15 protein-coding genes are annotated in these 14,160 nt (G+C 72.0%); 9 read left to right on the forward strand and 6 right to left on the reverse strand.

The window, feature by feature from the left end:
• Positions 1 to 9 precede the first annotated feature (9 nt).
• Positions 10 to 1,263 carry an SAV2148 family HEPN domain-containing protein gene (locus JAO84_RS29290; protein ID WP_370415514.1) on the forward strand — a complete coding sequence of 418 codons (1,254 nt, stop codon included), beginning with the start codon at positions 10 to 12 and terminating at the stop codon, positions 1,261 to 1,263.
• Between the two features lie 112 nt (positions 1,264 to 1,375).
• Positions 1,376 to 2,098, forward strand: coding sequence for an exonuclease domain-containing protein (locus JAO84_RS29295; protein WP_370415515.1), 723 nt, complete (start codon positions 1,376 to 1,378; stop codon positions 2,096 to 2,098).
• 7 nt (positions 2,099 to 2,105) lie between these two features.
• Here JAO84_RS29295 and JAO84_RS29300 read toward each other — a convergent pair whose 3' ends face one another.
• Positions 2,106 to 2,936, reverse strand: a complete 831-nt coding sequence (locus JAO84_RS29300; RefSeq protein ID WP_370415516.1) for an alpha/beta fold hydrolase — start codon at positions 2,934 to 2,936, stop codon at positions 2,106 to 2,108.
• Between the two features lie 46 nt (positions 2,937 to 2,982).
• Positions 2,983 to 3,840 (reverse strand): phosphotransferase enzyme family protein, encoded by an 858-nt coding sequence (locus JAO84_RS29305; RefSeq protein WP_370415517.1) that lies wholly within the window; start codon positions 3,838 to 3,840, stop codon positions 2,983 to 2,985.
• A gap of 161 nt (positions 3,841 to 4,001) precedes the next feature.
• Here JAO84_RS29305 and JAO84_RS29310 point away from each other — a divergent pair, with 161 nt between their 5' ends.
• From JAO84_RS29310 to JAO84_RS29340, 7 genes are all read left to right on the forward strand, one after another.
• Positions 4,002 to 4,934: a carbohydrate ABC transporter permease gene (locus JAO84_RS29310; RefSeq protein ID WP_370416892.1), complete on the forward strand. Its 933-nt coding sequence runs from the start codon at positions 4,002 to 4,004 to the stop codon at positions 4,932 to 4,934.
• On the forward strand, positions 4,931 to 5,773 hold the full coding sequence (locus JAO84_RS29315; protein WP_370415518.1) for a carbohydrate ABC transporter permease: 843 nt from the start codon (positions 4,931 to 4,933) through the stop codon (positions 5,771 to 5,773). Before JAO84_RS29310 ends, JAO84_RS29315 begins: the two co-directional genes overlap by 4 nt.
• Positions 5,770 to 7,116, forward strand: coding sequence for an ABC transporter substrate-binding protein (locus JAO84_RS29320; RefSeq protein WP_370415519.1), 1,347 nt, complete (start codon positions 5,770 to 5,772; stop codon positions 7,114 to 7,116). Before JAO84_RS29315 ends, JAO84_RS29320 begins: the two co-directional genes overlap by 4 nt.
• A gap of 234 nt (positions 7,117 to 7,350) precedes the next feature.
• A complete protein-coding gene (locus tag JAO84_RS29325) occupies positions 7,351 to 8,562 on the forward strand; it encodes a S8 family peptidase (RefSeq protein ID WP_370415520.1) in 1,212 nt (403 codons plus the stop codon).
• A 70-nt stretch (positions 8,563 to 8,632) separates the two neighbouring features.
• Positions 8,633 to 9,199 (forward strand): DUF1697 domain-containing protein, encoded by a 567-nt coding sequence (locus JAO84_RS29330; protein ID WP_370415521.1) that lies wholly within the window; start codon positions 8,633 to 8,635, stop codon positions 9,197 to 9,199.
• Between the two features lie 88 nt (positions 9,200 to 9,287).
• The gene (locus JAO84_RS29335) at positions 9,288 to 9,905 is read left to right on the forward strand and encodes a DsbA family protein (protein ID WP_370415522.1); all 618 of its coding nucleotides are present in this window, start codon (positions 9,288 to 9,290) and stop codon (positions 9,903 to 9,905) included.
• A gap of 55 nt (positions 9,906 to 9,960) precedes the next feature.
• On the forward strand, positions 9,961 to 10,527 hold the full coding sequence (locus JAO84_RS29340) for a TIGR03086 family metal-binding protein (RefSeq protein WP_370415523.1): 567 nt from the start codon (positions 9,961 to 9,963) through the stop codon (positions 10,525 to 10,527).
• Here the strand turns inward: JAO84_RS29340 and JAO84_RS29345 are convergent.
• From JAO84_RS29345 to JAO84_RS29360, 4 genes are read right to left on the reverse strand one after another with little or no spacing between them, the layout of a single operon-like run.
• Positions 10,419 to 11,240: a sirohydrochlorin chelatase gene (locus tag JAO84_RS29345; protein ID WP_370415524.1), complete on the reverse strand. Its 822-nt coding sequence runs from the start codon at positions 11,238 to 11,240 to the stop codon at positions 10,419 to 10,421. The two genes, JAO84_RS29340 and JAO84_RS29345, sit on opposite strands and share 109 nt — an antisense overlap.
• 5 nt (positions 11,241 to 11,245) lie before the next feature.
• Positions 11,246 to 12,145 (reverse strand): ABC transporter permease, encoded by a 900-nt coding sequence (locus JAO84_RS29350; RefSeq protein ID WP_370415525.1) that lies wholly within the window; start codon positions 12,143 to 12,145, stop codon positions 11,246 to 11,248.
• Positions 12,132 to 12,929, reverse strand: a complete 798-nt coding sequence (locus tag JAO84_RS29355; protein ID WP_265867944.1) for an ABC transporter ATP-binding protein — start codon at positions 12,927 to 12,929, stop codon at positions 12,132 to 12,134. The genes JAO84_RS29350 and JAO84_RS29355 overlap by 14 nt, the downstream gene beginning before the upstream one ends.
• A gap of 26 nt (positions 12,930 to 12,955) precedes the next feature.
• A complete protein-coding gene (locus JAO84_RS29360) occupies positions 12,956 to 14,065 on the reverse strand; it encodes an aliphatic sulfonate ABC transporter substrate-binding protein (RefSeq protein ID WP_370415526.1) in 1,110 nt (369 codons plus the stop codon).
• Positions 14,066 to 14,160 lie beyond the last annotated feature (95 nt).

Consider the following 14,160-nt stretch of genomic DNA (forward strand, 5'->3'; position numbering starts at 1 on the left):
GGTGCGCGGGTGAGCTCGGGAGGTCTGGAGCTGCCCCCAGGCGAGGCGGGTCACGACGGGGGACCGGCCGACCCCGGCGAGGTGCCGCCCGGCGCGGTCTCCGTCGCCCGGCCGGTGGAGATCGGCGCCGAGCTGGAGTGGGGCGCGGAGGCGTGGAGCGAGGTGCGCACCCGGGCCCAGCGGGCCGGCCGCGCCTACATCTGGCTGAATCTCGTCGAACAGCGGCTGCGGGCCGTCGTCGCGGCCGTCCTCCGGCCGGTGTACGAGCCGGTGCACGGCGAGGAGTGGGTGGTGGCCGCAGCCGGGCCGGCCGGCCAGGAGTGGGTCCAGCGGGCGGTCGCCGTCCGCGAGGTGTCCCGCCGCAAGGGCTATCTGCTCGACCCGGCCGACGACAACGTGCTGAGCTTCCTCACCCTCCCGCAGCTGCGCGAGCTGATGGTGCAGCACTGGCCCTGCTTCGAGCCGTACTTCGACGACCGGCGCGAGGTCGAACTCGCCCTGGACGAGCTGGAGGTGACGCGCAACGTCGTCTCCCGCAACCGGGCCCTGTCGCTGACCGTGCTCGCCCAGTCCGAACGGGCCTCCGCCCGGCTCCTGGAGATCCTCGGGAGCGGGGCGGGGGTGCCCTCGGCGGACCGGCTGCCGGTCGACGCCGTCGAGGACCTGGTCGGCGACCGCTACGCGGACGTGGTGTCCGTGCACCCCGACCGGGTGCGGCTGCAGCGGCAGCTGCCCGCCGAGGACCTGTTCGGCGGGGCCCGCCGGCTCGACGCCACCGGCATAGGCCTGAACCTCCTCGTGCAGAACTTCTCCGGCCGGCGCATGGTCCACCTCGCCGAGTCCGGCTGCCGCATACGGCTGCTCTTCCTCAACCCGGCGAGCAGCGCGGTCAAGCGGCGCGAGCGCGAGCTCGGCCTGAAGAAGGGCGAGCTGAGCCGCTCGGTCGAGATGAACATCCTGCACATGCGCCGGGTGCGCTCCAGGCTGCGCGATCCCGGCGCCTTCCAGATCCACGTCTTCGACGAGACCCCGCGCTTCACCGCCTACCTGGTCGACGGGGACGGCCCCGACGGGGTCGCGGTCGTCCAGTCGTATCTGCGCAAGGCGCGCGGCATGGAGGCCCCGGTCTTCGTGCTGCGCGGCGGCGGACGGACTGTCGTCCGGGCCGGACAGGGCCCCGACACCGGTGCCGAACACGGACTTTTCTCGACATACCGGGAGGAATTCGAGTCGGTGTGGCTCGACTCCCGACCGGTCTCCTGACCGGTGCCCAGACCGGTGTCCTGACCGGTCTCCCGACGCCCGGCGACCGCGTTGTCAGTGGCGCGTGCGAAGGTTCTCAGCACCACGGGGGAGATCACGTAAGGAGGACCCGATGGCTTGGTACGGGGAAGAGCTGGCCGGCTTCGACCTGGAGACGACCGGTACGGAACCGCTGGAGGCCCGCATCGTCACGGCCTCGGTCGTCGGCGTCCACGGGGGCGAGGTGGTGCGCCGGCAGGACTGGCTCGCCGACCCCGGCATCCGCATCCCGGCGCAGGCGTCCGCGATCCACGGCATCAGCAACGAGCGCGCGGCGGCCGAGGGCCGGCCGGTCCGGGAGGTCGCCGACGAGATCGCCGACACCCTGACCGACTACTGGCGGCGCGGCGTCCCGGTCGTCGCCTACAACGCGTCCTTCGACCTGACCCTGCTCTCGGCCGAGCTGCGCCGGCACGGACTGCCCTCGCTCGACGAGCGGCTCGGCGGCCAGGGCATGGGGCCGGTCCTCGACCCGTACACCATCGACCGCGCCGTCGACCGCTACCGGCGTGGAAAGCGGACCCTGGAAGCGGTCTGCGGGGAGTACGGGGTGGAGCTCACCGCCGCCCACCAGGCCGCCGCCGACGCGCTCGCCGCGGTCCGGGTGGCCATCGCGATAGCCGAGCGGCACGCCTCGGTCGCCGCCCTCGACCCGGCCCGGCTCCACGAGCGCCAGATCGTCTGGTACCGGGAGTGGGCCGAGGACTTCCAGGCCTTCCTCAGGCGGAAGGGCGACCCGGAGGCGGTGGTGAACCCGGTGTGGCCGCTGCGGGAGCCGGCGCCGGTGGCGGGTTAGGCCGGGATCAGCCGTTCTCCTTGAGGAAGGAGAGCAGCAGTTCGTTCACCTTCTCCGGCTGGTCGAACTGGAGCCAGTGGCCGGCGTCCTCGACCCGCTCGTAGCGCCAGGAGCCGGCGACGTGCTCGGCGGAGTCCGTCATCGACCGCTCGGTGAGGAAGCGGTCGCCGGTGGACCACACGCCCAGGACGGGGACCTGCTCCGGGAGCGGTGACAGCGGGAGTTCCGGGGCGAACTGCACCTCGGCCGGAAGGCCCGAGCGGTAGATGTTCAGCGCGGCCGTCAGGCCGCCGGGCCGGCGAAGGGGCTCCAGCACGGCCTCCGCGTCCGGGTGCTCGGCGAGCATCTCGCGGAGGTTCGCGTAGTCGTCGTGGGCCAGCCAGGTCTCGGCGACGTCCGCGAGCTGGAAGAGGAGCATGTACCAGGAGCGCTGCTTCTGCTCCCAGCCCGCGCCGCGGACGGCCCCGATGTGGCCCACCGACAGGATCGTCAGGCTCGCCACCCGCTCCGGCGCGACCTGAGCCAGGGCCTGGGCGATGCCCGAGCCCCAGTCGTGGCCGACCAGGTGGAAGCGGTCGACGTCGAGCCGGGCCAGCAGTTCGAGGACGTCGCCCACGTGCTTCGCCGGGTGGTAAGCCTCCGGGCCGCCCTCCGGCCGGTCCGAGCCGCCGAAGCCGCGCAGGGTCGGCGCGATCGTCCGGAACCCGGCCGCGTTCAGGGCCGGGATCTGGTGGCGCCACAGCCGGTGCGAGTCGGGGAAGCCGTGCAGGAGCAGCACGACCGGTCCCTCGCCGCTCACCTCGACGTCCAGCGTGACGTCCGACAGTTCCATCCGCATCCCAACACCCCGTTCGATACCGGCAGGTTCGACAAGGCTGATGATGTCAGAAGGGGTACCAGCGCACCTCGGGGTCGCCGTCCCGCAGCGAGGCCACCCGCCGCTCGAACTCGGCCAGCGCCTTCGGGTTCGTCGGCGCGTGCTGGGCCACCCAGGCGCAGCTGGCGGTCTCCCGCGCCCCGCGCAGCACCGCGCAGCCCTCCCACTCGCGCACGTCCCAGCCGTAGGCGGTGGTGAAGGCGTCGTAGGCGGCCGGGTCCAGGCCGTAGCGGTCCCGGGAGAGGGCGAGCACCACGAGATCGTGCTCGCGCAGGTCCGAGGAGAAGGTCTCCAGGTCCACCAGGACCGGACCGTCCGGGCCGACGTGCACATTGCGGGGCAGCGCGTCGCCGTGGATCGGGCCGGGCGTGAGGTGCGGGACGAGGGCGGCGGCGGTCGGGGCGAAGGCGTCCCGGCGCTCGCGCAGATAGGCGGCGTCGGCCGGGTCGATCGCGTCGCCCGCGAGCCGCAGCCAGCGCTCCACCCCGGCAAGGAGTTCCCGCCGCGGCAGGTCGAGCCCGGCCGGCTCGGGCAGCGCGTGCACCGCCCGCAGCAGCGGCGCCAGATCGCGCGGCTCACTGGGCCGTACGGCCTCCGGCAGCCGGTGCCAGATGGTCACCGGGTGGCCCTCGGCAAGGAGCGGCTTGGGCTCCGCGGCCCGTACGGCGGGAACACCGGCCGATTCCAGCCAGCCGGCCAGGGCCAGCTCGCGCTCCGCGCGCGGCAGCAGCTCGGCGTCCCTGCCCACCTTCACCACCAGGTCGCCGAGCGCGAAGACCGCGTTCTCGCCGAGCGCGAGCAGGGTCGCGCCGGCCGCCCGCAGTCCCGCGGCGGCCAGGATCTCCCGGGCCCGCGCCTCGTCCATCGTTCTCTCCCCACAGCAGCTGCGCATGACGGATGCGAATACGCCAAAGTCTCGCATCCGTGCAGGTCACCTTGACGAACCGGCGGCCCGTCACGACGATGACCGAGTCCCAGACAGGCCTTAGGGTGACAAACCGGGCACAGGGGGGTCGATCGGTGAGTGTGACGACCGCGCCGAAGCGGTCCGCGGCGCGCAGCACCGCCCCCGCCCGGCCCCCGGGTCCCGGCCGCGACTTCGGCGCCTGGTTCCTCGTCCTGCCGGCCCTGCTGCCGATCCTGGTCCTCAGCGTCGGCCCGCTGCTCTACGGCATCGGGCTCGCCTTCACCGACGCCCAGTCCGGCCGCACCCAGGCCACCCGCTGGATCGGCACCCTCAACTTCCAGGACCTGCTGCACGACACCCTCTTCTGGGAGTCCTTCCGCATCGGCCTGCTGTGGGCGGTCGGCGTCACCGTCCCCCAGTTCCTGCTCTCCCTCGGCCTCGCGCTGCTCCTGAACCAGGAGCTGAAGCTGCGCTGGCTGGCCCGGGCGCTGGCGATCGTCCCCTGGGCGATGCCCGAGGTCGTCGTCGGCATCATGTGGCGCCTCGTCTACAACCCGGACGCGGGCGTCCTCAACGAGACCCTGCGCGACCTCGGCCTCGGCGACGGGCGCGCCTGGCTGAGCGGCCTCGGCACCGCGCTGCCCGCCGTGATCGTGGTCGGCGTCTGGGCAGGCATGCCACAGACCACGGTCGCCCTGCTCGCCGGGGTGCAGAACACCCCGCGCGAGCTCCACGAGGCCGCCGCCCTCGACGGCGCCGGCGCCTGGCGCCGCTTCCGTACGGTCACCTGGCCCGCCTTGCGCCCCGTCGCCCTCGCCATCACCTCCCTCAACTTCATCTGGAACTTCAACTCCTTCGCCCTGGTCTACGTCCTGACCAACGGCGGACCCGGCGGCCGCACCCGTCTACCCATGCTCTTCGCCTACGAGGAGGCCTTCCGCTACGGCCAGTTCGGCTACGCCGCCGCCATGGGCTGCGTGCTGGTCGCCGTCGTGTCCGTACTGCTCGCGCTGTACCTCGTCGGACGCCTCAAGGGGGATCAGGACCGGTGAGCGCCTTCCGTACGCGCGGGGCCGCCCGCGCCGGCCAGTACGCCGCGCTCCTCGCGTATCTGGTCTTCCTCGCCTTCCCGTTCCTGTGGCTGGTCTCCACCGCCTTCAAACCGGCCACCGAACTGGGCTCCCTGCACCCCACCTGGATCCCGCGGGACCCCACCCTCGCCAATTTCCGGCAGGCCTTCGAGGAACAGCCGCTGCTCCGCGCCGCCGGGAACAGCCTGCTCGCCGCGGTCGCCGCCGCCCTGATCGCGGTCGCCGTGGCCACGCCCATGGCCTACGTCCTGGCCCGGCACCGCTCCCGGCTCACCGCCGCCGCCACCGGCTGGGTCGTGGTCAGCCAGGCCTTCCCCTTCGTCCTCCTGATCATCCCGCTCTTCCTCGTCCTCAAGAACCTGCACCTGATCAACAGCCTGCCGGGCCTGGTCATGGTGTACGTGGTGTGGTCGCTGCCGTTCGCGCTGTGGATGCTGACCGGATACGTACGGGCGGTGCCGGCCGAGCTCGAAGAGGCCGCGGCCGTCGACGGCGCCGGCCGGCTGCGCACCCTGGTCTCGGTGACCGCGCCGCTGCTCGCGCCGGGCCTCGTCGCCACCGCGCTCTTCGCCTTCATCACCGCCTGGAACGAGTTCTTCTTCGCCCTCGTGCTCCTCAAGACCCCGGAGAAACAGACCCTGCCCGTGGTCCTCACCCACTTCCTCGGCGCGGAGGGCGCCGCCGACCTCGGCCCGCTCGCCGCCGCGGCCTTCCTCGCGACCCTGCCGTCCCTGGTCGTCTTCGCCCTCATCCAGCGCCGGATCACCGGCGGCATGCTCGCCGGGGCGGTGAAGTCATGAGGCGGGTACGGCGGTTGGCGCAGGCACGGCGGTTCGGGCGGGCGCGTCGGTTCGCGACCGCCGTCGCGGCGGCCGCCCTGCTGCTCACCGGGTCGGCGTGCACGGCGGACCAGCGGCCCGACGACGGCTCAGGCGTCGTCCGGCTCCGCTTCCAGTCCCTCGCCTGGCAGCAGGAGTCCGTCGACGCCAACAAGCAGCTCGTCGCCGAGTGGAACGCCGCCCACCCGGACATCCAGGTCGACTACGTACAGGGCAGCTGGGACTCCGTCCACGACCAGCTGCTCACCTCCTTCGAGGGCGGCGAGGCCCCCGACCTCGTCCACGACGCCTCCGACGACCTCGCCGACTTCGCCTACGGCGGCTATCTGGCCGATCTGCGCCCGCTGCTCTCCGTGCGGCTGCGTGCCGACATCCCCGCCGAGAGCTGGCGGACCACGACCTTCGGCGACGGCGTCTACGGCGTGCCGTTCCTCCAGGAACCGCGCATGATCATGGCCAACCGGAAGCTCCTCGCCGATGCCGGGGTGCGTGTCCCGACTGCCGAACAGCCGTGGAGCTGGGAGGAGTTCCGCAGCGTCGCCAAGGACCTCACGAAGATGATGGGCGGCGGCCGGTACGCGGTCGCCTGGCCGTTGAAGGAGCCGGTGTCCGTCTCGCTCAACCTGGGGCTCTCGGCCGGCGGGCGGCTCTTCCACCGGGGCGCCGACGACAAGGTGACCCTTCGCTTCGAGGACGCCGACGCGGTGGTGCCCGGCACCATCCGGGCCATGGTCGGCACCGACCGCACCGCCTCCCCGGCCACCCTCGGCAGCGGCGGCTCCGACACCCTGCCCGGCTTCTTCGGCGGCCGGTACGCGATGGTGCCGCTGGGCTTCTCGTACCGGCAGCAGATCGTCCAGCAGGCGCCCGAGGGCTTCGACTGGACCGTGCTCCCGGCCCCTGCCGGGGCGGGCGGACTCGCGCAGGGCGTCAGCCCGCAGACGCTCTCCATCGCCGCCGACAGCCCGCACAAGAAGGAAGCCGCCGCCTTCCTGGAGTTCTTCCTCCAGCCGCGCAACACCGTGCGGCTCGCGCTCGGCGACTGGATGCTGCCCACCTCCACCACCGCGCTCGCCGATCCCGCCCTGCACACCCCGGAGTTCGGCTGGGCCACCGGCGCGGCCGTCGCCCAGGCCCTGCGCCCGGCGCCCGCGCAGTCGGTGCGCGGCTACCCGGAGTGGAAGGACAAGGTGGCCACCCCCGCCTTCCAGGAGTACTACAGCGGGGCCATCGGCACGGAGGAGTTGAGGCGGCGTCTGGTTACCGATGGAAACAGGGTGTTGGCCCGCTACCAGCGCGACTGATCACCCGTCCCGCCCCTCCCGAGACGGCCCCCAGGTCGTCCAAGTCGCCCGAGTCAAGGGGGGAGTTGGGGAGATTTTCCACCCTTCTCATTAAGAAGCCTTGTTGGATAAGTCACAGGTCCGAGAAGGGGTTTATTTGCACTCGTCAATGGGACAGGGTTTCGAACGAGCGACCGGAGAGTTTGCGTCCGATGGCTCAACCCCCCACAAATCCTGACGAGGAGACCCCTCTTCATGGCAATACACAAGCGTGTCCGCCGGACCCGTTACATCGCCGTCACGACCGCGATCGCGGCCGTCGCCGGAGTCACCGTCCTCTACGGCCCGTTCGCCGGTGCGGCCCCCGCGCCCGCCGAAGGAACGGTCTACGGACTCGGTGTCGAAGGCGCCGTCGCCGGCAGCTACGTCGTGCTGCTCGACGAGAAGACCAACCAGGCCGGGAAGACCGACCTCGCGAGGGAGTACGGCGGCACCCTGCGCCGCAGCTACGACTCCGCCGTCAACGGCTTCTCGGTGAACGGACTCACGGAGACCGAGGCCAAGCGCCTCGCCGCCGACCCGTCCGTCGCCAAGGTGGTGCAGAACCGCACGTTCAGCATCAAGGAGACCCAGGAGAACCCGCCGTCGTGGGGCCTCGACCGGGTCGACCAGACCGAGACCGCCGGCGACGACAAGTACACGTACCCCGACAGTGCGGGCGAGGGCGTCACCGCGTACGTCATCGACACCGGCGTCCGCATCAGCCACCAGGACTTCGGCGGCCGGGCCTCCTACGGCTTCGACGCCGTGGAGAACGACGACGAGGCCCAGGACGGCAACGGCCACGGCACCCATGTCGCGGGCACCATCGCCGGCTCCTCCCACGGCATCGCCAAGAAGGCGAAGATCGTCGCCGTCCGCGTCCTCGACGACAACGGCTCCGGCACCACCGAGCAGGTCGTCGCCGGCATCGACTGGGTCACCAAGAACCACCAGGGCCCGTCCGTCGCCAACATGAGCCTCGGCGGCGGGGCCGACCCGGCCCTCGACGACGCGGTCAAGAAGGCCATCGCCTCCGGCGTGACCTTCGGCGTCGCCGCCGGCAACGAGTCCTCCGACGCCGGCGAGGGCTCCCCGTCCCGCGTGCCGGAGGCGATCACCGTCGCCTCCTCCACCAAGGACGACGAGCAGTCCAGCTTCTCCAACTTCGGCTCGGTCGTGGACCTCTACGCCCCGGGCTCGGACATCACCTCCGCCTGGAACGACAGCGACACCGGGACCAAGACCATCTCCGGTACGTCGATGGCCACCCCGCACGTGGTCGGCGCCGCCGCCGTCTACCTGGCCGGCCACCCCGACGCCACCCCGGACCAGGTCGCCGAGGCCCTGGTCGGCGGAGCCACCCCCGACAAGATCGGCAACGCCTCGCCCGGCACCGCCAACAAGCTCCTGAAGATCGTCGAGTAACCCTCCCCGCACGACCGGCGACCGCCGTGCCCTCCCCCACGGGGCACGGCGGTCGTCCTATGGTGTGGCCATGACGAAGACCTACGCCCTGCTGCTGCGCGGCATCAACGTCGGAGGGCACCGCAAGGTCCCCATGGCGGAGCTGCGTTCCGTCCTCGAAGGCCTCGGCCACCGGGACGTGAAGACCTATCTGCAGAGCGGGAACGCGGTCTTCACCACCGCCGCCGACGCACCCGACACCACCGACGAGGCCGTCCGGGAAGCCGTCGAGGCCGCGATCGAGAAGCACTTCGGCTTCACCGTCGACTGCCTGGTCCGCGACCACGCCTACCTCGCCGCCGTCGCTGCCGACTGTCCCTACCCGGCCGAGGAGCTGGAGGGCAAGCAGCTGCACGCCTTCTACCTCTCCGAGCGGGTCGACGAGAAGCGCTTCGCCGCCCTCGACCGGGACTCCTTCCTGCCCGAGGCCTTCGCCCTCGGCGACCGCGTGCTCTACCTGTACGCCCCGGCCGGCCTCGGCACCTCCAAGCTCGGCGAGGCGCTTTCCCGGCCCGCGCTCTTCAAGGGCCTCACGGTCACCGCGCGCAACTGGAACACGGTCCGCAAGCTGGTCGAGATGACGGAGCACGAGGACTGACGAGCGATCCTGCGGGCCTGATTGGCCCAGCCCGGTGCGTCGTGATTGGCCCGCCCTGCCGGGCCACCCCGGTCCTAGGCTGGGGACCATGACGACGACCCGTACGCCCACCGTGGACTTCTACTTCGACCCCGCCTGCCCCTTCGCCTGGATCACCTCCCGCTGGATCCTCGAAGTGGAGCGGCAGCGCGACATCGACGTCCGCTTCCACGTCATGAGCCTCTACTTCCACAACGAGGGCAACGAACTGCCCGACTGGTACCGCACCCTCGTCGACGCCTCCATCGGCCCGGTCCGGGTCGCCGCCGCGGCCGCCGAGCAGCACGGCGAGGACATCCTGCGCCCGCTCTACACCGCGTACGGCACCCGCATCCACGAGCAGAAGAACGAGGACTTCGACGCCGTGATCGCCGAGTCGCTCGCCGAACTGGGCCTGCCCGCCGACCTCGCCGCCGCGGCCCACGACCCGGCGTGGGACCCGGCGGTCCGCCGCAGCCACGACGCCGGCAAGGACCCCGACGCCGACGCCTACGTCGGCACCCCCACCCTCCACATCGACGGCACCGCCTGGTTCGGCCCGGTCCTGCGCGCCGTCCCGCGCGGCGAGCGCGCCGCCGCACTCTTCGACGCCTTCCGCGTCCTCGCCGGCGACCCCGACCTCTTCGAGCTCAAGCGCACCCGCACCGGCGGACTGGACTTCTCCTGAGCCGTGTCGCGAAACTTCAAGACCGGGCCACGGCGCACTCCCTAACGTAGGGATCATGAACGCGATGCACCGACACCTCACCGCCTGCGCCGCCGAGTCCGCCCGGGTCACCCGCGGCGTCACCGCCGAACAGCTCGCCGCGCCCTCCCGCTGCACCGACTGGACCGTACGCGAACTCGCCAACCACCTCGTCCTCTACGGCGCCCACGGCCTGGAGCACCGCGCGCTGCGCACCGAGCTCCCCGAGGAGACCGTGCAGCGCGACTTCACCGCCGACGCCGACTGGGCCGAGCGGTACGCGGCGCAGCTCGACCGGGCGCTCGCCGCCTGGGAGAAGCCGGAGGCCTGGGAGGGGGAGATCGACCTCGGGGGCAGCGGCATGCCGGCCGGGGAGATCGCCGCCATGCTCGTCCTCGAGCTCGCCCTGCACGGCTGGGACCTGGCCCACAGCACCGGGCAGGAGTACCAGGTGCCCGAGGAGACCGGGGCGTTCGTGCTCGAGGTCGTCGGGCGCTACGCGGAGATGTACCGGGAGTACGAGGGGTTCGACGCGCCCGCCGCCACGGAGGACGGCGCCCCGGCCTTCACCAGGGCCCTCGCGCTCAGCGGCCGCAGGGCCTGAGCCGCCGGCTCGTACCGCTCCAGGAGCAGCCGGGCCAGTTCGGGGGAGGGGCCCAGGACGCCTGCGAGGAGCGCCCCGCCCTCGGCCGCGCCCGCCGCGATGCGGTCCGGGAGTCGGCCGGGGGCGATCACGTACGGGGCCACGGCCACCCGGCGGACGCCCGGCTCGGCGCGGAGCGCCCGTACCGCGTCCTCGGTCCGGGGAAGAGATGCGGAGGCGAACGCAGGCCGCACGGAGCACCAACCGGTGTTCCGCAGCTCCCGCGCCGTTTCTGCGATCACTGCGATCGCCTCCGGGTCGGTGGAGCCCGCCGAGGCCAGGACGACCCCGGTGGTGCTCTTGTCGGCGGGCGTCAGGCCCGCCTCGTACAGGCGCCGTTCCACCGTCGCGAGGAGCAGCGGGGACGGGCCCAGGACCTCCGCCTGCCGGATCCGCAGCGAGGCCGGGGCCTGCCGCAGTACGGCGGGGATGTCGGCCTTCGCGTGGAAGGCGCGGGTCAGCAGCAGCGGCAGCGCCACCACCTCCCGCACCCCCTCGGCGGCGAGCCGGTCGAGCACCCCCGTCACGGACGGCAGGTTGAAGTCCAGGAACGCCGTCTCCACGCGCAGCCCCGGCCGCAGCGCGGCGGCCCGGGCCACCAGGGCCTGGACGGTCGCCGCGTGCCGCGGATCACGGCTGCCGTGCGCGATGACGAGGAGGACAGGGGCGCTCATCGGGATCAGGCCTTCACGAGCAGTCCGCGGCGGCGCAGCACCGTGCGCTCCAGCGGGCTGAAGATCAGCAGGTCGATGGCGACACCGACGAGCAGGATCAGGATGATCGCGAGGAAGATGCCCGGCATGTCGAAGTTGTTGCGGCCGTTCTCCAGGAGCTGGCCGAGGCCGAGGCCCAGGTCCGGCGAGGAGGCGATGATCTCCGCCGCCATCAGCGAGCGCCAGGAGAACGCCCAGCCCTGCTTCAGGCCGGCGAGGTAGCCGGGCAGCGCGGCCGGCATCACGATGTGCCAGGCGCCCTTGAGGCCGGTCGCGCCGAGCGTCCGCCCGGCCCGCAGGAACAGCGGCGGGACCTGGTCGACGCCGGCCACCAGACCGTTGGCGATGGACGGCACCGCGCCGAGCAGGATGACCGCGAACATCATCGAGTCGTTGAGGCCGAGCCACAGCACCGCGGGCGCCACCCAGGCGACCGAGGGCAGCGACTGCAGACCGGACAGGATCGGGCCGATCGCCGTCCGGATCACCGTCACCCGGGCCACGATCAGACCCAGCGGGGTGCCGATCGCGAGGGCGAGCAGGAAGCCGAGCAGGGCCCGGGACACGCTGGTCCAGAGCACGTCGAGCAGCGTGCCTTCCAGCCACATGGTCTTCAGGCTGTCCCACACGGCGCCGGGCGAGGGCAGCTTGCCCTCGTCGGTGACGTGCGCAGACACGAGCAGCTGCCACACCACCACGACCAGGACGATCGCGAGGACCGGCGGCAGGACCTTCTTCAGGAGGACCTCGCGCACCGGGGCCCGGCGCACCTGCACGCTGTCCAGGGCGTCGAGTCCGGCCTCCAGACCCGCGAGGTCGTCGGCCTTGGCGACCCCGGAGGCCGCGGTCGTCTCAGTGCTGGCCATGGCGGCGGATCTCCCCACGCAGTTGTTCGGTGATCTCGACGGACAGCTCCGCCACGGCGGCGTCCTCGATCCGGCGCGGCTGCGGGATGTCGATGGTCCACTCCCGGGCGATCCGGCCGGGGCGCGACGAGAGCAGGACGACCCGCTCGGCGAGCCGCACGGCCTCGCGCACGTTGTGGGTGACGAAGAGGACGGACACGTTGGTCTCGCGCCAGATCCGGGTCAGCTCGTCGTGCAGCACGTCCCGGGTGATGGCGTCGAGCGCGGCGAACGGCTCGTCCATCAGGAGCAGGTCGCTGGCCTGGGCGAGGGCCCGGGCCATGGCGACGCGCTGCCGCATGCCGCCGGACAGTTCGTGCACCCGCTTGCCGTACGAGCCGCCGAGCCGGACCAGGTCCAGGAGCCGTTCGGCCTCCGTGCGGCGCTCGGCCTTCGGCACCCCGCGCAGCTTCAGGGCGAGTTCGATGTTCTTGCCCGCGGACAGCCACGGGAACAGGGCGTGCTCCTGGAACATCAGGGCCGGCCGGCCGCCCGGGGTGTCGATGGACCCCGCGGACGGCCGGTCGAGCCCGGCGACCAGGTTGAGCAGCGTGGACTTGCCGCAGCCCGAGGCCCCCAGGAGGGTGACGAACTCGCCGGGCGCGACATCGAGCGAGATGTCGTCGAGGACGAGCTGTCCGCCGGCGGGGCCGCCGAAGGACTTCGAGACGTGCTCGATGCGCGCGGCGTGACCGACCGCGGCGACGCGGTCCTCGGCCTTGGCGAGCGTGGTGGTCGTGGCCATGTTCGTCACCTCCAGTGGGGTTCGGGTTACTTCACGCCGAGACCGGCGTCGGACACCTCGGGCTTGCCCGCGGCCTTGAGCACCTTGTTCAGCGGCTTCAGGTCGTAGATCCCGGCCAGGTCGGGCTCCTTGAGGAGACCGGCCTCCACCGCGTGGCCGGCCTGCGCCTGGAGCGTCGCGGCGAGCGGGTCGTCGACGAACTGGATGGACGGCCAGGCGCCGTCGATCACCTTCGCGCCGAGCGGCTTGCCGGACAGCTCCTTGAGCTTGCTGTTGGCCGAGGCCTTCGCCTGCTCCGAGTGGGCCTTGATCCACGCGTTGGTCTTCACCGAGCCCCGCAGGACCGCCTCGACCACGTCGGGGTGCTCCTTGAGGAACGTCTGCGACACGATGATGTTGGTGATGACGAACTGCTTGCCCGGCCACAGCTCCGACTCGTCGAGGAGCACCTTCGCGCCCTCGCTGACCAGCTTCGACGCGGTCGGCTCCGGCACCCAGGCGCCGTCGATGGAGCCGGACTTGTAGGCGTCGGGGGTGATCTTGTTGTCGGTGCGGAGCACCGACACGTCGCCCTTGCCGCTCTGGGCGTCGACCTTCCAGCCCTTCTCGGAGACCCAGTTGAGGAAGGCCACGTCCTGGGTGTTGCCGAGCTGCGGGGTCGCGATCCGCTTGCCCTTGACGTCGTCGAGGGTCTTGATCTTCTCCGGGTTCACCACCAGCTTCACCCCGCCGGAGGCCGAACCACCGATGATCCGCAGGTTGTTGCCCTTGGACTTGGTGTAGCCGTTGATCGCCGGGGAGGGGCCGATGAAGCCGATGTCGATCGAGCCGGCGTTGAGCGCCTCGATCTCGGACGGACCGGCGTTGAAGGTCGACACCTTCAGCTGGGTGCCGCCCAGCTCCTTCTGGAAGATGCCTTCCTGGTCGCCCACCAGCGCGGTGGCGTGCGTCAGATTGGGGAAGTACCCGAGCCGTACGGCGTCGACGGAGAGCTTCTCGCCCTCCGCGGCCACCTTCTTCTGGTCGTTCTTGGCCTGGGAGCCGTAGCCGCACGAGGCGAGTACCCCGATCAGCAGGGGGAGTGCGACGGCTGCCGCGAGGCCGCGGCGCAGGGTGGTACGGGTGGTGGCAGGCACGGGAGTGGTTCCCCTCGATTCAGCTTCTGCGAAGTCTGCGTTTATGTCGCCGCCCGGGACCGAGCGGGAGGTGGTGCGGGTGGAGCGGCAGCGCG

Origin of the sequence: Streptomyces fradiae, assembly GCF_041270065.1 — a bacterium.
Taxonomy (GTDB): domain Bacteria; phylum Actinomycetota; class Actinomycetes; order Streptomycetales; family Streptomycetaceae; genus Streptomyces.